The organism is Paenibacillus sp. DMB20, assembly GCF_000987955.1.
In the GTDB taxonomy this organism is placed as follows: domain Bacteria; phylum Bacillota; class Bacilli; order Paenibacillales; family Paenibacillaceae; genus Paenibacillus_AQ.
In genome coordinates, this window is sequence record NZ_LAZU01000051.1 from 44,914 (window position 1) to 66,163 (window position 21,250).

A 21,250-nucleotide genomic window follows, 5' to 3' on the forward strand; every position below is an offset into this window, starting at 1 on the left:
AAAAAAAGCATTCCTCAACCCCGAGGATTGTTTTTTTGCATGCTTGCATGAAAAAAAACATGAGAAATGAATCATCGATCCTGCCAAACGATAACCAAATTATAGTATGATGTTGTCTAGCACCGAGGGAGGGATTGGAGAGCATGAGGAGAAAATTACGATTCGTTTCGACAATTTTTGTAACCGCTTTCTTGATAAGCTCGGGATGTGACGTCCCGGGAAGCCTTAAAAACCGGCAGGAGCATCCCAAGTCGGAGGCGAGGTCCATCAGCATCGTCATTTCCAATCTGGGGATGACGTTTCCTTCCGGGATGGACGAAAATGACAACCGCTACCTGAACTACATCGAGGGGCAGACGGGACTCGATATTCAGATTACGACGCCGCCAACCGAGGTGTACGACGAGAAGCTCGACGTGATCATGTCCTCCGGGAATTTGCCCGACATGCTCCATGCGTACGAACCGGTCTGGTTTGGCAACTACGCGAAGCAGGGGGCTTTTCAGCCGCTGGACGATCTTATTGATCAATACGGACCCCATCTGAAAGAAAAAATTCCTGCCGAGGCGTGGGACCGGGTAAGATATGGCGGAAAAATATACGCCGTTCCCAGCTTGAACGAGGTTAGCGGCGTTGAGCTGATGTACGGCAGAAAGGACTGGCTTGACCGGCTCGGCCTGCAGCCGCCTAAGACGCTGAAGGAATACCGTGAAGTCATTCGCGCGTTTACCCGGGACGACCCCGACGGCAACGGCATCGATGATACGATCGGTCTAACCTTGATGATCGATCTTGGCCGGTCGTCCCCGTTTTTCGGCGCTTTCGGAACGCAGCTGAATACGTGGTTTGAACGGGACGGAAAGTTGGTGAACGGCAGCATTTTGCCGGAGACGAAGGAAGCGTTGGCCTACCTGAACGGATTGTATGAGGAAGGTTTGCTGGACCGCGAATTTCCGCTGAATTTGCAAAATAACCTGTTTGAAAAAATAGAGGACGGCAAGGTGGGGCTTTTTTCGGCCACCTGGTACGACACACGCGGCCCCATCGCGGCCAACAAGCTGAAGGACCCTCAAGCCGAATGGATTGCCCTACCGTATCCCACAGGACCTGAAGGGCAAAAGGGGGTATACGAAAAAGATCTGATCCGAGGTTATAACGTGATCCCGGCCGGTTCCTCCAAGGCGAAAGAGGTCATACAGTTCCTCGATTTTATCGTGAGCGATTATAAAAACTTAAAGCTTGGCTTCGAGAACGAAATATGGCGTCTTGAGAATGGAAGGATGATCACGGATTTCAAGAAGCACGACGAGCATCTGTACAGGGGGATTTATCAAGCCCTGGTGGATGTTCCGGATCCCGTCTTATCCAAAAAACGACTGGATTCCCTGGGGGATTTTCATTTATACGACAATCTGGAAATGATCCGCCAAAACGTGATCAAGAACGGGTTCTACGGTATTCCCACGCCAGCCATGAGCAAATACGACAAAAGGCTGGGCGAGCTTCAGGGCATTTTTACGAGCATCATCTTGGGCATTGAGCCGATCGAGTCCTTTGACCGTTTTGTGGAGCAGTGGAAGCGGGAAGGCGGCGAGGAAATAACCAAAGAGGTGAATCTGTGGTTTGAGAACGGGGGGCGGGAAGAGTTAGAGGGGGAGGAAGGATGAATAACGTATTTCGCAAAATTGCAGACCGTTTTTCCCGAAACATCCAGACCAGGCTGACCGGATATATCCTGCTCATTCTTCTGCCGCTTGTCGTCATCAACCTCTTTGCCGTCGAACGGTCAAGGGACATTCTATACGAGCAGGCCGTGAAAAGAACGGAGATGGCCTTGTCTTCGGCGATGAACCACTTTGATCTGGCGCTGCAAAACGTGGAAGAAATCTCCACGCTGATCGCGGCGGATCCGAGCCTGAACGAGCTGTTGAACAAAAACGGAGCGGATTTTTCGCCGAGGTCCATCGTTGATTTTTCCAACGTGCTTCAGCAGCTGTCCAATTCGGTGTCGGTCAACCGGTTTGTTTCGCAAATTTCCGTGTATCACCAAGCCTCCCACATGTTCATCTCGACCCATTTCGGCGGGCGGAAGCTGACATCGGAGCCTGAACAGGAATGGCTTGTGGAATCGGCCCGGAATAACGGGACGGGGATTTCGTACGTCATGGCCGATTATCCGGTGTCTGACGCGCGGACGTTCGGCAAGCTGACGGGAACGGACAGCGTTTCCTTGATCCGTTCCATGGATTTATACAATATGGACCGCCAGTCCAATCTGCTTGTGGTCACCTTTAACCGCAGCAAGCTGCTGAACATTCTGAAAACGCTGCTTCCGTCGGAGAACAGCCGGGTTTCTCTGTTGAATGAAAGAGGGGAGGTCATCGTCGAAACGGGGAAGGCTGCGGCAAGCGGTACCCCGTCCGCCGATGAAATGGAAGTAACGATGAACTCGGATTATTCCTCATGGAGGCTTGCGCTCGTTCAGCCGAAAAGCGAGCTTTACCGGGAGACCGACCAACTCCGCATGTTCACGTTTACGATTATCGGGATCAGCATCCTGCTCGCTTTCATTATATCGTGGGTCGTTTACAGCGGAATCGCTTCTCCCGTGCTTAAGCTTTCCCGCGGGATGAAACGTCTGAGCAGCGGCGAAATGAACGTGCGCGTAGAGACCAAAAGAAGGGATGAGTTCGGCTTCCTGATCCAGTCCTTTAACCGGATGGCATCCGTGCAAAAGCATTTGATCGAGGACCATTACGAGCAGCAGCTCAGGCTGGCAACGACGGAGCTGAAATTTTTGCAGTCCCAGATCAATCCGCATTTCTTGTACAACACCCTGGATTCCATCTATTGGACGGCCAAAAATTACGAGGCGGACGAGATCAGCGAGATGGTGATGAACCTGTCGAAGTTTTTCCGTCTCAGTCTGGATAAGGGAAGGCAGGTATTTACGATCGAAGAGAGCATCACCCACCTGCATTATTACATTCGGATTCAACAGCTCCGCTTTCTGGACAGCTTTGAAGTCGAGTACCGGATTGCCGAAGAAACGAAGGAAATTCCGATATTGAAGCTGCTGCTTCAGCCTTTGGTGGAAAACGCGATTTTGCACGGGATGGAGGGAAAAGCGAGCGGCGGAAGCCTTATCCTATCCAGCCGGATCGAAGGAGAGCTGATCAAAATCAGCGTGGAGGACAACGGGCCCGGGATCGGGGAGGAGCGCCTGTCTTATATCCGGAACGAACTCGAACGGATGGGGTTCCGCAGTTTTCCGTCCCTGTCACAGGACGAGGAGAACATCAAGGATTTGTTCGGCCTGCGGAATGTGATCACCCGAATGAGGCTGTACTACGGGGAAGAGGCCCGATTGACGGTGGACAGCCTGCCCGGCATGGGAACCACCGTATCCATATATATACCGCTTCATCATGCCGGACGGGATACCGGGCGCATGACACCGGTTTCGGCTTTATACGAAGGAGGACGGGGAGCATGAATTTGATCATCGTGGAAGACGAACCCAGACTGCGGAATTCGCTGGCCTACAATATACCGTGGGAAGACCATGGGATCGAGGTCGTCGGATTGGCGGCGAACGGGGTGGAGGCGCTTCGGATGGCGGAGCGAAAAATGCCCGATTTGATGCTGATCGACGTACAGATGCCGGAAATGGACGGCTTGACCCTGATTGCCCGGTTAAAGGAAAAACAGGGCGGTAAGCGGTTTATGAAGATGATTATTTTAAGCGGCCATGACAATTTCGCCTTTGCCCAGCAAGCGATGGAGCACGGGGTATCCCGATATTTGCTAAAGCCCGCCGGCGAGGAAGAGATCCTGAAAGCGGTGCTTGAGGCACGGGACGGGCTCCGGGAGGATTTGGAGCAGTGGAGACTTACGGCGGAGCTTGAAAGGAAGTGGAGGGACCATGTGCCGAGCCTTCAAAACCACTTCATTCTGAATTGGGTGAGCGGCAAATACGGCGAACGGGAGATCCTAAACCGGAGCAGGGAGCTGTATATGGGCCTGGAAAAGGATACGCTGCTGGCCGCAGCCGTCGTGGACTTGGATCCTCTTCCGGAACATGACGCCAGGTTTGGCCCGAACGACCGTGAACTGCTGCGGTTTACGATCCGTTGCCTGGCCGGGGAGTTGCTGTCTCACTCTTCCTGTTCGGTGTGCACGGACCCGGATTCGGACGTGCTTCTTGTGTTTCGGGCCGAGCCCGAACGAAATCCGAAGGAATTCATGCTGCATATCAATGCGTCCGTCGTCAAGCTGCTCTCCCATGCCAAGGAAATTTTGAAGCTGACGGCAAGCGCCGGCATTTGCGGAAGGGCGGGAAGGATTGAGGAGCTGCCGCAGCTATATGCGGAAGCCTGCAGAGCCCTCCAGGAAAGAGTCGTGTACGGACAGGATATCGCCATTCCCTACCGGGAAGAAGAGAGAAGGGACAGGCCGGAAATCTCCGGGCAGCAGCACCTGGAAAAAATGCTGGAAATTGCGCTGGAGACGGCGGATGAAGCCAAAGCGGCGGAAGCCGTGGAGGGCTTATGGCAGGAGCTCTTCACCCGTACCGGGACATCGCAGCAGTTTCAGGAGGCCGTGCTGTACATGAACAGCCTGTTTATCCGGATCATGGTCAAGCAGGGCTGGAGTATTCCGGAGGTGATGGGGGAGGACTGGGCTTTTTTGCAGAACATCCATCTCCTCAACACGAAATCGCAAACGCGCTCCTGGCTGGCAAGAACCGTGAACCGTATCACGGAATATATGAAGGGACAGCGAAAAAGCAGCAGCCATCAGATCGTTCAAAAAATAGCGAGCCTCATTGAGCAGGAAATCGACCAGGATATTACGCTGCATACCATGGCCGACCGGCTGTACGTCAATTCCTCGTACCTGAGCCGGCTGTTCAAACAGGAGATGGGGATGGCTTTTTCGGCTTACGTGTTGGAACAGAAGATGGAGAGGGCTAAGCGCATCCTTCAGGAGGGGCAAAAGGTGTATGATGCCGCAAGGCAGACGGGCTACCGGGATGTCAGTTATTTTACGAAGGTGTTCCGCAAGTACTGGGGCGTCAATCCGGGGGAGTTTAAACCGTAAGGAAGGCTCATCCCAGCGGCCGCTTGAAGAAATAAGAGAGGCATACGAAACAGATCAGACATTACATAGCAATTCTGCACCATCGAATAAGACGTAGTTAAGGCATCCTCCGGTTGTTCGCAAACCGGAAGCGATGCCTTCTTAGCATGCGCCAAAGGAGCATCAAATTACCACAAACAGTAATGATTGTCGTCTACCGGGCTTTTAAGTCCCGCTTTACAATTTTAGGTATCGAAGTAACGGTTCTCATTCATCAGAGGGGGGAATTGCATGAAGCCAGGATCGAAGAAACTGCCCGTACCCGGACTGAGCCGCCGCGGATATTTTCCGTCGCTGTGGAGCGATATACGGAAGGAATGGGATTTGTATTTGCTGCTGGTCCCGGGAATTTTGTTTATTCTGCTGTTTAAGTATACGCCCATGTACGGCATTACGATCGCGTTTAAGGATTTCAACATCTTTACCGGCTTTGCGGATAGCCCATGGGTCGGATGGAAGCATTTTGAGAAGCTGTTTACCTCCCCGGACTTCGCGCTGGTATTTCAAAATACCGTCATCATCAGCCTGCTGAAAATCATCATCCTGTTCCCGCTGCCGATCATCGTGGCATTGATGCTGAACGAGATGAAAAACATGATTTTCAAGCGCTCGGTGCAGACTGTCATTTACCTGCCGCATTTTCTGTCCTGGGTCATCGTGAGCGGCTTGTTCATTGATCTGTTGTCGACGAACGGCGGTTTGGTGAACAAGCTGCTGGTATCGCTCAACCTGGAGCCGATCGCTTTCTTTCTGGATAACAGCGTGTTCCGGAGCGTCCTCGTCACCTCGGCCGGATGGAAGGAAACCGGGTGGAGCACGATCGTGTACCTTGCCGCTTTCAGCATGATCGATCCGACGCTGTACGAAGCGGCTAAAATCGACGGTGCAGGCAAATGGAAACAGCTGTGGCATATTACGCTTCCCGGTATCGCGCCGATTATCATTCTGATGTTTATCCTGCGTCTCGGGAGCATTTTGGAAGCGGGAACGGAGCAAATCCTGGTCATGTACAACCCGGTGGTGTACAAAGTTTCGGATGTCATCGGCACGTACGTGTACAGGCAGGGCCTCGGCAACCAGGATTACAGCTTCACGACAGCGGTAGGTCTTTTCGAAGCCGTGATTTCGTTTACGCTCGTGATCGTCGGCAACTCGCTCAGCAAAAAATACCTGCAGCGGGGAATCTGGTAAAGGAGGGAGAGCGCCATGAAACAGGATCTTGATTTAAAAAACCATTTCCGCCGGCGTAGGCGTGAACTCCATCAAACCTTCCGCAGGAGAGAAAGTTTTTGCGGCATTCAATTACTGCGTTTTCATCCTGATCGGGATTACGACATTGGTTCCTTTCATTAATTTATTGGCAAAATCCCTCAGCAGCGAGGAGGCGGTTGTATCCGGACGCGTCGGCCTTTTCCCGGTCGGCGTTCAATTTGAAACCTACAAATACGTGCTGCAGGACTCGATGTTTCTGACTTCCCTGAAGACGTCCGTGCTGCTGACGGTGATCGGAACGGGGCTCAGCCTGATCATGACCACGATGACCGCTTATCCGCTTTCTAAAATTCGGCTGCGCGGGAGAAAATGGCTGCTGCTCATGTTTGTGTTCACGATGTTGTTCAGCGGCGGCTTGATCCCGACGTATCTGCTTATGCACAATCTGAATCTGGTCAACACGCTGCCGGTTTTGTTTTTGCCCGCCATGGTAAACGTTTTCAATATGCTGATCATCAAAAACTACTTCGAGGGGCTACCGGATTCGCTGGAGGAATCCGCCAAGCTGGACGGCGCAGGCAACATCCGGATTTTGATCCATATCATGCTCCCGCTTTCCCTGCCGGTCCTTGCCACGATCGCATTGTTTTTTGCGGTAGCTTTCTGGAACGATTATTTTGCCGCCATGATTTACATTACCGATCCGGAGCTTAAGCCGCTCCAATTGTACCTGAAGGAGCTGATCGTTTCTTCCAGCGGGGATTTTTTGAAAAACAACGTGGATGCGGCCATCAATATGACTCCGCAGTCGATTCAAGCGTCCTCCATTCTGCTCGCGACCATTCCGATTTTGCTGGTGTACCCCTTCCTGCAGAAATATTTCGTCAAAGGCGTGCTGGTCGGCTCGGTCAAGGGCTGAAGAAGGGGAAAGATCATTCCACAAAGGCGGTGATGCCCCGCTTATACAAGGGTTCGGTTTAAAGGTTATCCCATTCCAAGGAGGTTATCGTATGAGAAAAAAATCGGCAATGCTTGCCGCGTTTCTGGGTCTGAGCCTGGCGGTGTCCGGCTGCGGCGGGGGAGCTTCGAAGCCGGAGTCGCCGGGAGCGGCTCCTTCAGAGGGACCGAAGGGAGGAGACGCCAACAAGGAGATCCGCATGATCATGCAGTACGGGCTGTTTGATCCGGCCAAGGAATACACGAGCCAGTACATTAACGAGAAGACGGGATACAACGTCGAGTACGAAATGCTCCCGGCGGAAAAAGCGAATGAAAAGCTGAATCTGCTCGTGGCCAACAAGGAAAGCTTTGACGTGATGAAGCTGAATTCCGAGCAATTCTACAATCTCGCGACATCGGGCGCGCTGGAGCCGATCGACGATCTGCTCGCCGCCCACGGCAATCACATCAACCAGGCGATCAAACCGGAATCGTGGGGCAGCGCGACCATCGACGGCAAAAAGTACGCCATTCCGGAAACGGGGGCGGGCGTGAGCGTCGGCGAGGAACTGGTCGTCCGACAGGATTGGCTGGATGAACTGGGGTTATCCATTCCGACAACGACGGATGAGCTGTACAACGTGCTGAAAACGATCAAGGAAAAGAAAAACATCATTCCGCTTACTGGTAGCAAAGACTCCGTCTACGGCGATATTGCGTACGGTGACATAGCGGCAACGTTCGGAATACTTACAGACTGGAAAGAAGTTGACGGCAAGCTGGTGCATAAGGCCGAGCAGCCGGAAATGAAAGAATTCCTGGCCTTTATGAACAAACTGTATAAGGAAGGGCTGCTGGATACGGAGATGCCGATCAACACGGCGCAAAAAGCGATCGAGAAATTCGCAAGCGGCAAGGCAGCCGTTTACAAGCTGGCCTGGTGGAACGCGGGCAGCACGATTTCGGCGCTGAATCAAAACTTCCCGGATGCCAAGGTATCTGTGATCCCATATCTGAAAGGGAAGGATGGGAAAGCCGTCGTTGGAGCCGACACGAAAACCAGCTGGTTCATTGCCATCCCGAAGTCATCCAAAAATAAAGAGGAGGCGATGAAATTTTTGAACGCGAAGCTGGAGCCAGAGACGTTCAAAGGCCTGGCCATCGGTACGGAAGGTGTTCACCATGAGGTGAAGGACGGCAAATATTATCCGATTCTTCCGAAATTCAATGATGATTTGGGCAATGCCAGCGCCTTTGTAACCGGTGTTGACGAGGAGAAATATCCGATTTATTGGCAGGCACGTGTACGGAAGGATCCGATTGTTCAGAATTATTTTGAGACGTTCCAGAAAAATGCCGAGGGCATTATCGTCATTGATCCGATGTCCAAGGCACCCCCGATCAATGCCGTTTCGAAAAATACGCTGAAGCTCAGAACGCTGCTTAACGATAACATGCTGAAATTCATCAGCGGTTCCGAGCCGTTGGAAAACTACGATAAATTCCTGGAGCAGTGGCGTGCGGAAGGCGGAGCCGATATGGTAAAGGCCGCAAACGAGTGGTATCAGACGAAAAAAATAATAGGAGGTTTTACGAGCAGCTTGCGTTCGCGGCTGCTTTTTTTCCAAAAAAAATTCCGATGAAAGGTGGTTATGTGATGAAGCTGAATCTCCGAAGACGTATGGCTGCTTTGCTGAGCGTTGCCCTGATCATCTCTTCGGTGACCCTGGGGACGCCGGCGGCAGTAGCCGGCGATCCCGATACGGGAGGCCAGGGAAGTCCCTCGGCTGCTGCTGCCGACCCTGTAACCTTGGTTTCCCAAGATGAGCATACCGTTCTGGAATTTACGGATATCAACCCCGGGGAGGAAGCGTTGTCCCAAAAATCCGGTTATCTGGCTTTGTTCACGCACGGAGCCCGAGTAACGGCTGACGTGTACGATAACGACGTGCTTATCCGGGAGCAGACCGTGGCTCTCGTGGTGGATGCCGCCGGCGTGGTGCAGAAAAAACACGGGCCCGACGGCGATCCGCCCAATGCGTGGGATACGGAGGAAAATGCCGCGATTCCGGAAGGCGGCTATATCGTTCTTGCCGGCGACGGCTCGTGGGACGATTCCGGATACCGGAAGCCGCTGTTCCTGCATTATGAAGCCGGGGACCGGATCAAGTTGAAACGCGGCGGCGTCGAGGTGACCGCGGCGGATTTTCTGACGCAGACGCCGGGGCCGAATCCGGATCCCGAACCCGAGCCTGAGCCTGGGGAGAAACCAGAACTCGTGCTGAATACCCCGCCCGACACGACGGTAACCATCCCGCTGGTGGAGGTATCCGGCTACGTGAAAAACTACATGGAGGATAAAGCAATGCGAGTTACGGTCAATGACAAGGAGGCACCCCTTACGGCCAGCGGAAGCTTCAAGCTGAATGTTTACCTGCATCCGGGGCCGAATGCGGTGACGGTCCGGCTGTGGGAGGGCGAAGCCGAGCAGGCTTCCGTTACCCTGAATGCCGTCTATGATACGGCGGGCCAGATCGAGGATTATATCGAGGTGGAGGCCGCGCCGGCCGATATCACGATCGGCATTGAAGGACCGCGCAAAAAGCTGGACTTTATCGACAAGGACGTCACCGGAATCGAAAATATTATAGCCCTATACACCCGCGATTATGGTCCTTCGCTGCTTGTGCCCAAGTATAACGTGGCGGTTCTGGTAGACGGAAACAACCGGGTCGTCCAGGTGGTCAATCCGTCCGTGGGCGGAAAGCCGCCGGTCTGGACGGGACCGACCGAGCTTACGATCCCCGAGGACGGGTATGTGCTCATGGCCCAGGATAACAGCTATGCGGGCAATGACATCAAGCGTTTCCTGGCCGAAAAATTCAAGGTCGGCGACATGATCAAGCTGCGCAAGAACGGGGAAGTCGTCGCTATAAGGGATTTGAGAAGCGGCTTTATTGCCAGGCTGAAGCTCGAAAATCCGCCGATGTACACGGTTACCGATTCCCAAACGGATATCAAGGGGATGATTGAAAATATCGACGATCCGTCGGCCATCGAACTGACGGTAAATGACGCGGAGGTCCCTTTTGCTCCCGACGGCTCCTTTTCCTATTCGTATCCGCTGCAAACAGGAACGAATTATGTGGATGTTAAGGTGCTGAAGCGCGGCAAGGAGCAGGACGCGAGGAGTCTTGCGATATTCAACCGTCCCGGATTTTCAACGCAGAAGGATGTTATTTTGTGGGTGGACCAGGCGGCCAACGCGAGAAAGTTCCAAACCAGCGACCATGTGCGGGATTTTCTGGAGCAGGCGAAAAAAAGCGGGAGTCACCTCCATCGTGCTCGACGTCAAGGGAGTGGAAGGCTTCGTCTCCTACAAAAAGAACGATTTGACCGGACGTCCGTACGTGAGCGAGATCAAAGCGCCGCAAAAAGCCGGAGCCAATCCCGATCTGGATCTGCTGCAGGAATTCATTACGCACGGCCACTCGCTGGGTCTAAAAATCCATGCGGCGATCAATGATTTTGCGGAAGGGTCCATCGCTCACCAGGAATTCGCCGTCCTGAACGATCATCTGGATTGGGAAGAGCGGGTTCATTTTGCGGAAAACAACGGGGAGATCAAGCGCCTCCGGGAAAGCGCCAAGCAGGGGTTGGTCGCCTTCGTCAACCCTTCGAACGATGAAGTCCGGCAGTATCAGCTCAAAACGTTTGAAGAAATCATTAAAAACTATCAGGTCGACGGCGTCGTCCACGACAGGGGACGGTATGACAACGAGGGCGCCGATTTCAGCGACGAAACGAGGGCCAAGTTCGAGCAGTTTCTTCAGGCGAGAGGCAAGCAGCTGGTCAATTGGCCGAACGACGTTTTTTACTACGATCAGTCGGTTCGCGTGTATGGACCGCTGATTCAGGACTGGTGGGAGTTCCGTTCGGCTACGATCCAGAGCTTTTTCGGGGAAGTGAAAAGCCTCGTCGACGCTTATGAAGCCTCTACCGGAAGATCCATACAGGTATCATCTTATGTCGGCTCCTGGTATGAAACGTATTATTTGAACGGCGTGAACTGGGGCAGCAAAAACTTCCGTTTCGATCCCCGGCTGGGGATGCCGGATGAATCGGTTTATACGCCGGCGTATTACGATACGGGGTACATTGAATATTTGGATTTTCTGATGATCGGTGCCTATCAAACCACAAGCAGCGAGGTCAAAAAGTACATTACCCTCGGAAATATCGTGACCAACGGGGAAATTCCGCTGTATGCGGGCATCGCCTTGAATAACGTGCAGGAACCGGCCATGCAGCGCGAGGTGTTTCAGGCCGGCCTCAGCAGCACGAATGGCCTGATGCTGTTTGACGCCTCGCAGGTGAACTGGCCCGTCATCACGGCATCGCTTCAGGATAAGGAATGGGTCAAGGACTACCAGCTCGGCATGAGCCTTCCGGGAAATCCGAACGGCTTCCTGGAAGGAGACTTCTATAACGTCAACCGCGTAGAGGGCAACATCAACGTCATGACGGACGCCTTCGGATATTCCACGGGGACGAACCGTTTCGGCGTGGAGGTGGTCGTGAACGCCTCCGGCGAAGTTGAGCATGTGGCTAACCGGGAGCAGGCGATCCGGTGGAACTGGGGATCGCCGGAGGAGAATAACAGCGTGATCCCGCAGGGCGGTTTTGTCATTTCCACGGTGGATCCTTCCGGCGTGCGCACCAAACGCCAGCTTGTGGCGAATGCCTACAACAAGGGAGACCAGGTTCGATCGGCCGTCCTCGGCGGGCTGCTGGACGATGATGGGAAGAAGGTTGCGGATAACCGGGTCAAGGTAGAGGGACGCGCTGAAGCGCTCGGTCCCGGAAAGGTTGAAGTGCGGTTTAACGGCCAGAAGGCCGACGTGAAGACGAACGGGGAATTTTCCGCCGTTATCCCGCTTTCTCCGGGAGCCAATACGGTCGCGTTCGAGGTGTACGTGGATGGGCTGAAAACCAACGGCAAAACGATCGAGATGACGCGGACGACGGGAGGGGATAACGGAGGCGAACCAGGCAATCCGGGCGGCCCCGGCAATCCCGGGAATCCGGGCAGTCCCGGTAATCCTGGGAATCCTGGGAACCCTGGAAAGCCGTCCGCTCCCGAACGGATCAAGCTGGCCAAAGAAACTGGTCCGGATGGGCGTACCCTTGTCCGTGCCGATGTCCAGCTTGAACCGATGCTGCAGGAGCTGGAGAGGTTAGCGAAAGAAAACGCGAAGACGCCCGAGCTGGTTTATGCGGTAAAAGAAGCTTCGGACACGGTGGAGTTGAGCCTGCCGACCGGCGGATTGCGTACGGCGCTGCAGAAAGTTCCAACCGGGACGCTTGTCTTGGAGACCCTGTCCGGCCGTCTGGATTTGCCGCTTGCTTCCTTGAAGGCGGAATTATCGAAGAAACCGGATGCCGAGCTGCTCGTGGTCAGCATCGGCAGGCTTACCGAAGCCGAGGCGTCAGGTTTGAAGGCCCGGTTGTCCAAGGAGGGCACGGCAAAGCTGCTAGCCTCCGTCAAGGTTCGTTTTGCGCTGAGCAAAGGGCAGAAATCGGAGGAGCTGTCCCGTTTCAAACAGGGATATGCCGTGCTGACGCTGCCGGTTAACGGAACGGATGAGCCGGGGCATGCCGGGGCCTTCGGATATAGGCTCCCTCAGGATCAGCTTTCCTTTATTCCGGCTGTCATGTCCGGATCCAAAGAGGGAAGTCTTGCCAAGTTGAGACTGTCCGTCGGCGGAATACTGGCGATTGCGCAGAGGGAGAAGATTTTTCAGGATCTGAAGGGACACTGGGCCGTCCGGGAGATCGAAGAACTTGCCTCCAAGGGATTGGTCCAAGGGGTAAGTGGAGACGTATTCGCCCCGAACCGGCCGGTGACCCGGGCGGAGTTTACGTCCCTGCTCGTTCGGGCACTAGGGCTCGACGAAACGGCGTCGAATGAATCCGGGTTCAGCGACGTGCACGGGGACGACTGGTTTGCCGGAGCGGTCACGGCCGCCGCGGCCTCAGGGCTCATTGACGGCTACCGGAACGGAGAGTTCCGTCCGGACGAAAGCATTACGCGGGAGCAGATAAGTCTTCTGCTGGCCCGCGGCATGGAATTTGCGGGAGGCAAGCTGGAAACGGGCGGGGCGGCCGCGGAAATTCTGGACCGGTTTAAAGATGCCGAAGCCATCGCTTCCTGGTCCGGGCCGGCCGTCGCTGCGGCAGTGCAATCCGGGCTGATGCAGGGGCGCTCTTCCGGTCATTTTGCCCCGGACGCCCCTTCGACACGCGCCGAAGCAGCTGTCGTGCTGAAGCGATTGTTGCAGCTTGCCGGATATACAAACAACCAGGAATAAGTAAGCCCATTCATCCAATCCTGTAGGTGCTGAACATCCGGCTTTTGAACACGTACTTAAAAAGGCATTCCCCGGATCTTTTCGGACCAGGGAATGCCTCTTTCTTTTGGCGGCGGGGATGCGGCATTAGGGACGGCCGTGCCGACTCATGTATAGGAAGCGACGGCCTTTTTGAGTCTTTCCCGTCTTTGGTTGCCCTAGGGATCAGCTCCCGGTAGCAGATGGCTTCTATCCGCCAGCTGTCTTGCTGCCGTCATACCGCGTGAATGGACGGCCACGCGAGCTCGATGCCCTCTTGGCTAAGCCGCCGCTGAAAATCGGTCATCTCGGCCTCGTCGTTCCGCACGGCGGAAGGAACAAGACCGCGGTCGAGGCAGTAGCTCGCGCAGTATCCCGCGGACTCCCCGATATTCCACTCTACGGGATGGAGACGGTAACAGCCGTTCGTGATATGGGTGACCCCGATATTTTTGCAGGCGGCAAGCATATTGGTGACCCGTTTCGGAATGAGGCTGCCGAGCGGAATTTGAAAGGGCACGGAGGAGATGTCGATGTACGGCTGACCGCCGGTGCTCGGGTGCAGATCGATACGGTAACAACCGATGCCAACCGAATCGCGGAACGTCTCCGCCCGCCCGTCCGGACGGCATTCGGCGGCTACGTGCTGTTCAAGCACCGTAAATTCCGCCTGAATCCGTCTGGATTCGCGTATGTACGGATACATCGCCAGGCCGTCGCCCGTGCCGACGACATCCGGGCGGAGGCGCAGGCCGGGATAGCCCTGTCCCCCGTCCGGGCGGGGAGCCTCGGTCTGAAGCCAGTACAGCAGGGAGAGGCTCAGCTGCTTTGCCCCATGCAAATGGCGGTTTCGTTCCTCATCGCCCACGTCGATGACCGGTCCGAGCCAGTAATCGTTTTGCGGCCAGTTCACGAGCGTGACGGGGCTGGCGAATAGCCCGTCCCGAAACAGGGAGGGATTCAAAATTTGCCGGTATTCGTACAGCGAAAATTTCCCGAAGCCCGGGAACAGCTCATAGGAGACGGGCTCCATCGTGGAAGGCTTCACGCCGGTCAGGCTGAGCAGACGATCCGGCCAGAATTCCGGCTTGTAAGCGCGCCAGAAGGGATACTGCTCCGGTTTGTCGATCGTATGGTCTTCGCCTTCGGCATAATCCAGCGCATAACACCAGGTGAAGCCCTGCATATCCATCGGTTGCGCCTCGCCATCCACGGCATGAGGCTCGCCCGTTTGGCTTTTGGATTCCGCTCCGGTCACATATTCGATGCCGGCGGCGGGTAGAAGGTCGCCGCACTCTGTGGCGTCCAGATAAAAGGGCGCGATGAGCTCGGTCAAATCGCCGGTTGCGCTGCATTGAACGATGACGTTCTCGATCCGGTCGCCGGACGTTTCGGCCCTCAGCAATTTATGCCGGTACAAAATCATCAATCGTCCGCTGTGGATGTATGGCGCCAGCATTTGCTCCAGCACGGCCAGCGCCGCTCGGGGCTCATGGCAAAGCCTGCTGACGGTGCCGCCGCCGGGATTCAGCGGAACGCCTCCTCGCCCGTCATCCTTTAAAGGAAAGAAGGTTCTGTAGTACCGGCGCACTCCGTCCCTGAATTCTCGATAGCTTGACGTGCAGCCGAACGATTCGATCCATGGATGCTCGTCGGGCGGTACCGCCTGGCTGGTCAGCTGGCCGCCGATCCATCCGGTTTCTTCGGTCATAATGACTCTTTTTCCGGATTTGGCCGCTGCGAGCGCCGCCGCCGTACCGCCGGTTCCGCCCCCGACAATGACGATATCGGCATGCATTTCTTTACTCATCCGAAAACCTCCTTTTTACCGCTGCGTTCTTAGTCATTGGCAGTGATGGCAGCCGGATTGCAGCCACCAACTCTAGTGTAAAAGGCAAAGCGGTGGAACAGTACGGCCCGGCGGTGACCTTTTATGGTAATTTGATGCGGAGTTGAGCATAAGAAAACGTCTATCGACGTACTTATCAGAAGACAGACCGCATATAGCGGAAGTTTTTCTAGCGAGATATGGAGGAAAACCTCTGGAGTTTATGCTTTCTTATCTCTTAAAAAACCTCCCGTCCAGGGAAAAAGCTCCGAATGGGAGACGAGAAGGTCCGTGGTCAGGCCCGGCCGCGAATCTCCTGACGCAAAAACAGCATTAAGGCCATGGTGTTCATTGACGGAATTAAAGGCTGAACCAATGTTAGATATTTCCGCTCGTTCACTTCTAATATTCATGATAAACTACTGATGAAAATTCGAAACCAGGGGGAGTATTCGTGAAGAGTTTAGTGTTCAAATGGAATCAAGTCAGCCTGGTCAAGCGCATATTCTTCGGTATCGTCATGGGGATTGTTTTGGCTTTAACGATTCCGGATGCCGCGAAATGGGTCTCGATATTCGGCACTTTATTCGTAGGCGCTTTAAAGTCGGTTGCCCCCGTATTGGTCTTGCTGATCGTTATGTCTGCCATCTCCATGCATAAACACGGTCATCAAACGAATATGAAATCCATTATTGCCTTGTATGGCGTAGGCACATTTATGGCCGGGGTTGTAGGCGTTACGGCAAGTTTTATATTTCCAGTCGACTTATCGCTTGCAGCCGGCGCCAAAGATTTGACTCCTCCCTCCGGCATTGTGGAAGTACTTAAAACACTATTGTTTAACTTTGTCGACAATCCGGTAAGCGCTCTCATGAACGCCAACTATATCGGCATCCTAACTTGGGCTATCCTGCTAGGGATTGCGTTAAGAAAAGCGTCCGATTCCACCAAAACCATGATTTCCAATTTTTCGGATGCCGTATCGCAAATCGTGAAATGGGTCATCAATTTGGCGCCGTTTGGCATCATGGGCCTTGTTTTTGATTCCATTACAACCAATGGCCTTTCCTCCTTGCTCGATTACGGAAAATTGCTGCTCATTCTGGTCGGATGCATGTTAGTCGTAGCTTTTATCGTGAATCCTATTATCGTTTTCCTGAATATTCGCAAAAATCCTTATCCGCTTGTTTTTAAATGCTTAAAGGAAAGTGCGATTACCGCCTTCTTTACCCGCAGTTCAGCGGCAAACATTCCAATCAATATGAACTTGTGCAATAAACTGGGCTTGGACGCGAATACGTATTCCGTTTCGATCCCCTTAGGCGCTACCATCAATATGGCTGGCGCAGCGGTTACGATTTCTGTATTGACTCTTGCTGCGGTTCATACCCTCGGCATTCAAGTGGATTTCGGTACGGCGGTGATTCTCACCATCCTATCCGCTATATCTGCTGCAGGTGCCTCGGGTGTTGCCGGAGGATCGCTCTTGCTCATTCCTCTGGCGTGCAGCTTATTCGGGATTTCCAATGACATTGCGATACAGGTCGTTGCTGTCGGTTTCATTATAGGTGTTTTGCAGGATTCTTGCGAAACTGCCCTCAATTCATCCTCCGACGTGCTTTTTACGGCAACGGCTGAATATGCTAAGCTGCGCAAGCAGGGCAAGGATTTTTCAATTCATTCTTAATAAAACATTTTAAAAACCATCTCTTAAACTGCATCCCCGTTGTTAGGCATGACTAACATTGGAGGTGCGGTTTTTTTTTTAGAGATAAGAATAGTATAAGCTTCGAAAGACACGGCTTTCCTTATATCGCAAGAAAAAACTTCCGCTAAATGCGGTCTGTCTTCTGAGCAAGTGCGTCGATAGACGTTTTTTTTTTATGGCTAAATTTCATTGTAGGCTTGAAAAACGGAAGCAGAATCGGTTATCGGTCAGTTGAGGGAAACAAAAGCTTAAGTGTATATCCCAGGCTCCAAATCCCAAAAATTTGGTTTATCCTCAAACTTTAAGGGAACAGCCGTCTCCTTACAAAAGACCATGTACTTTTCTTTACATGGATATACAATTCTTTATTTCCAAACCATTTTCCGCACACAAATACGTCTTATATAGAGTGCGAAAATATTGCGCAGCTCATCAAATTATGTTGCTTGCCATCCTTTGAGATCCCCCATTATCATGAATCCATGCGGAAGCAAGGGCCCGAAAATGCCGCAAACGATGCATATTTTTTATATTCAGCTATATTCCGATGTACGGATCGTGATCGCTTTTTTAGAATTATTACCCGGGAAAACCTTTCTTCACTTTTGAAAGCGCTAGCTGGGTTGATCTGCGGCATTTCATCGATTTTTTTTAGAGGTCCATATTTCGGGAGGCTGATGCGCAACACGTTTTTACTCAGCTTCTACGCGACGCTTATCTTTGAAAGTGCTTTCAAAATGGTTTGGGCCAGATTTCGTGAAAGGGGGGATCAATCAAGCGTTCACCCGAAACAGAAAATAGGTTTACAGGTTTCAGGTATTTCTGTATTCGAGAATAAAAAAAAAGGAGCTGGCTTGATGAATTCGAATATAAAATGGGGATCCGTCCTGATAGCGGCAGTATTGTTGATGGCCCCGGTTTCTGCGGTCCAGGCGAAATCGCCTGTTCCGACCATGACTATCGCGCAGGAGGGAGATGCAGTGCAGCCGGAAGGGAATGATGCGGGAAAAAATCCACAGGCCGTACCGGATCAACCGACGGATGCTGGTGAACCGTCAGCGGAACAGGCGCCACAAGCAAGAGACGCAAATCAAGCGGCAGCATCTTCTGCAGTGGAGGAGACGCAATTCCGCAATCTTGCGGCAGGCCTTTCCTATGAATGGTCCGAAACTCCGGAAGCATCGCATCCTGACGACGGGCATAAGCTTACGGATGGAAAATACGGTAATTTGGATATGAATGACCCGGCATGGGTAGGGCATCTGCGCGGAAAAACGCGCGAAGTCGTGTTCGATTTAGGCGAGGAAAAGTCGATCGGAAAGATTACGGCTCATTTTTTCCAGGATTATCCTGAGAACTCGATCCTCGTGCCGCTGACGGTATCGATGTATGTCTCCGACGATAAGGAGAATTGGGGACTGCTTTCCCATAACGCCACCCAACTGCTCTGGGGGGAAGGTCCGCCTAGACAGGAGACCTTTGAATGGGACGGCAACCGGGACGGAATCAAAGGCGGGAATACGGATGGCAAGCTGGCTTATGCCCGTTATGTTAAGGTGACCTTTACGATGCATCATTCGCAGTGGGAATACATTGACGAAATCGAAATCATGGGTACGGACGGCAAGGCCGACGGGGCCGTAAAGGTTCCTGCCGAGCAGCCCCATTTTTTGGAGCCGGGGGAAGCTACAGGCGGTATCCGCAATCTGAATCTGCTGTATAACGGACAGTATGAAAATGGTTTGGGTGATTGGAATAAGGAACGGATTATTCCTAACATCAGTTATGTGAATAAAGATGGCGAGCCTACCGATTGGCTTTTTTGACGGCGTTTTTATATCTCGGGCTGGCTTCGCCTGCCGGCCGGGATTTCGGCGTTGGGCAAACGATCCTGGAGGACTGGAAATGGTATTTGGATAAAACATTTGCAGCGACGGGGGATATGCAGCAGTTGGATGAGGCTACCAAAGAAGTCGGAGCCAAGCTGAACCAGCCTGATCACAAAGTGAAAGTTGTGTTGATGATTCCGAATCCGGGGGAACACTCCAACGATTTTGGCGACGTTGACGGTGACGGGGTATCCGAAAGCTTCAACGCCTCCGTCGTCGGCAAAGAGAAAGCGCTCGAAAACAGGGGAAAAGCGGTGCAATGGTGGCTGGATCAGGTCCGTCAAAGATGGCAGGAGGGGAATTATTCCAATCTGGAGCTTGTCGGCATGTACTGGCTGGAAGAACAAATCAGCACAAGCGATACGGGACCGGACTTGGTTAAAGCCGTAAGCGGCAAGGTCCATGACATGAACCTGAAATTTTTCTGGATTCCCCACTCTTTGGCATACAAAAGCTTTATGTGGAAAGACGTAGGGTTTGATGCCGCGGCGCTTCAGCCTAACTACTTCTTCGGCGGAATGGATTCCGACCGCTTGGAAGATGCCGCGAACCTGGCCAAACAGTACGGGATGTCGAACGAAGTCGAGTTTGATGACCGGATGCTGACGGACGGCGCATTCCGCGAGCGTTATATCGAATACTTGAATAGCGGCGCTGCAACCGGCTTGATGCAAAAGGGCTTTAGAGCTTATTACCAAGGCAATAATGCCGTTTATAACTTAGGGGTGAGCAAGGATCCAAGTTTACGTTTAATGTATGACTGGCTGTACCAGTATTTGAACGGAACTTACGTCATCAACAATAGTCCGGCGCCGGAGGCAGAGGTATTCATCAACGGACAAACGTTAAACGGCGATGTGGTCGTACCGAATACGGAAACCATTCATATTACATGGAAAGTCAAAGACGATGACGGAAGCGGGTTGACGAAGGTCACGGCCTTGCTCGACGGCGAGCCTTACACTTCGGGAACGCCGATTGATCTGGCGGGAATACCGGGCAAGCATCAACTGGTCATCACCGTGGCCGCTGCCAAATCCAAGACGACGACTTACATCATCAAAGCGGCGTCAACCGCCGATACCATGAAAACGCACGTGAAGCGATTCGCCGGACAGAATCAGTTCACGACAGCCGATGCCCCTCGTTCTCTGAACAATTATGCGGAACTGATGAAGCGTTATGAAGGAACGGATGCGGCGTTGTTTGACAAGTACCTGAAAGGGTTTAACGTTAAACTGGATCAACTGGCTGCAGACCGTATCATTTCGGATTCGGCTTATGCCGCGTTGAAAGAGGAGGTTTACAACCTTGTCGGAAATCTGGCGGAAGACAAAGAAACGACAGCATCTTCCGTTGAAGGTTCCCTTGAGCGATTGGCGCCGAAAAAACGCCGTGGACGGATTCTCGTCGACAAGATGGGCGAGCAACTATGCCAATGACAGCTGGTTCCAGGTAGATCTGGGCGAGGCTAAAGAATTTGATGCGATCAGAATCGACTGGGAACTCGCTCGCGCGAAAACGTACAAAATCTTAGTCTCGGACGACAATCAGAACTGGACCAGCGCGATCAAAGACAACGAAGGGATCATTGCGGCGCATGACGGAAAGGAAACGGTCCGATTCGAACCCGTCAAAGCCAGATACGTCAAATTCCAAGGCGTCGAAAGAAATACGGATTACGGGTACTCCTTCTATGAGTTTGGCGTATACAATCTTGCAGGAGGCGGCGAGGTCACCCCAATCGACGGCGCAAGAGCCGCGGTGGATGCCGATGCGAAGAAATTGACGATCGACGGACTTGTCATGGACGGCAGCTTGTCCAACGTTCATTTGAAAGTGGTCGATTCCAAAGGGAAGGTTCGCTACGAAGGCGAAACGACAAGCACGGAAACGGGAGGTTTCCAATTCGCGATCAAGCTTACCGGCAATCTAAAAGGAACCTGCGACGCCTATCTCTCTATGGAGGGAATGTCGGCACCCGTTAAGATTTCATTCGAGTACGATAAAAAGGACTGATGTTATTTCCCGCGCGAGCTCAGAATTCGATGGCATACGGCCTGATTTCTTTCCATGATTTTGTCTTTGGATGAGGGCATTCCATGAAAAATTCTGTCGCGTCATGATGCATGATAACTTATGT

General features: G+C 52.9%; 13 protein-coding genes. 12 read left to right on the top strand and 1 reads right to left on the bottom strand.

Features of this window, described 5'->3' with window-relative positions:
* The first annotated feature begins 143 nt into the window (after window positions 1-143).
* The 8 genes from XI25_RS27415 (at window position 144) to XI25_RS35495 (ending at window position 13,664) form a co-directional block, all read left to right on the top strand.
* Complete coding sequence (locus tag XI25_RS27415) at window positions 144-1,667, top strand: extracellular solute-binding protein (protein WP_046681065.1); 1,524 nt, start codon at window positions 144-146, stop codon at window positions 1,665-1,667.
* A complete protein-coding gene (locus XI25_RS27420; RefSeq protein WP_046681066.1) occupies window positions 1,664-3,496 on the top strand; it encodes a cache domain-containing sensor histidine kinase in 1,833 nt (610 codons plus the stop codon). The genes XI25_RS27415 and XI25_RS27420 overlap by 4 nt, the downstream gene beginning before the upstream one ends.
* Complete coding sequence (locus XI25_RS27425; protein WP_046681067.1) at window positions 3,493-5,103, top strand: response regulator; 1,611 nt, start codon at window positions 3,493-3,495, stop codon at window positions 5,101-5,103. Before XI25_RS27420 ends, XI25_RS27425 begins: the two co-directional genes overlap by 4 nt.
* 270 nt (window positions 5,104-5,373) lie before the next feature.
* Window positions 5,374-6,333 (top strand): ABC transporter permease, encoded by a 960-nt coding sequence (locus XI25_RS27430; RefSeq protein WP_046681068.1) that lies wholly within the window; start codon window positions 5,374-5,376, stop codon window positions 6,331-6,333.
* A gap of 61 nt (window positions 6,334-6,394) precedes the next feature.
* The gene (locus XI25_RS27435; protein WP_235440459.1) at window positions 6,395-7,273 is read left to right on the top strand and encodes a carbohydrate ABC transporter permease; all 879 of its coding nucleotides are present in this window, start codon (window positions 6,395-6,397) and stop codon (window positions 7,271-7,273) included.
* A 91-nt stretch (window positions 7,274-7,364) separates the two neighbouring features.
* Window positions 7,365-8,936: an extracellular solute-binding protein gene (locus XI25_RS27440; RefSeq protein WP_235440460.1), complete on the top strand. Its 1,572-nt coding sequence runs from the start codon at window positions 7,365-7,367 to the stop codon at window positions 8,934-8,936.
* Window positions 8,937-8,950: 14 nt separating this feature from the next.
* Window positions 8,951-10,819, top strand: a complete 1,869-nt coding sequence (locus XI25_RS35490) for a hypothetical protein (RefSeq protein WP_235440461.1) — start codon at window positions 8,951-8,953, stop codon at window positions 10,817-10,819.
* Window positions 10,704-13,664, top strand: a complete 2,961-nt coding sequence (locus XI25_RS35495) for an S-layer homology domain-containing protein (RefSeq protein WP_235440477.1) — start codon at window positions 10,704-10,706, stop codon at window positions 13,662-13,664. Before XI25_RS35490 ends, XI25_RS35495 begins: the two co-directional genes overlap by 116 nt.
* A 253-nt stretch (window positions 13,665-13,917) precedes the next feature.
* Here the strand turns inward: XI25_RS35495 and XI25_RS27450 are convergent, their stop codons facing one another.
* Entirely contained in the window at window positions 13,918-15,492 is a 1,575-nt protein-coding gene (locus XI25_RS27450) for an FAD-dependent oxidoreductase (RefSeq protein WP_046681070.1), read from the bottom strand.
* 472 nt (window positions 15,493-15,964) lie between these two features.
* Here XI25_RS27450 and sstT point away from each other — a divergent pair, with 472 nt between their 5' ends.
* From sstT to XI25_RS27465, 4 genes are all read left to right on the top strand, one after another.
* Window positions 15,965-17,197: a serine/threonine transporter SstT gene (gene sstT / locus XI25_RS27455; protein WP_046681071.1), complete on the top strand. Its 1,233-nt coding sequence runs from the start codon at window positions 15,965-15,967 to the stop codon at window positions 17,195-17,197.
* An 878-nt stretch (window positions 17,198-18,075) separates the two neighbouring features.
* The gene (locus XI25_RS35975; protein WP_268794583.1) at window positions 18,076-19,044 is read left to right on the top strand and encodes a discoidin domain-containing protein; all 969 of its coding nucleotides are present in this window, start codon (window positions 18,076-18,078) and stop codon (window positions 19,042-19,044) included.
* Entirely contained in the window at window positions 19,032-20,549 is a 1,518-nt protein-coding gene (locus tag XI25_RS35500; protein ID WP_268794584.1) for a DUF4855 domain-containing protein, read from the top strand. Before XI25_RS35975 ends, XI25_RS35500 begins: the two co-directional genes overlap by 13 nt.
* A complete protein-coding gene (locus tag XI25_RS27465) occupies window positions 20,476-21,126 on the top strand; it encodes a discoidin domain-containing protein (protein ID WP_160308962.1) in 651 nt (216 codons plus the stop codon). Before XI25_RS35500 ends, XI25_RS27465 begins: the two co-directional genes overlap by 74 nt.
* Window positions 21,127-21,250 lie beyond the last annotated feature (124 nt).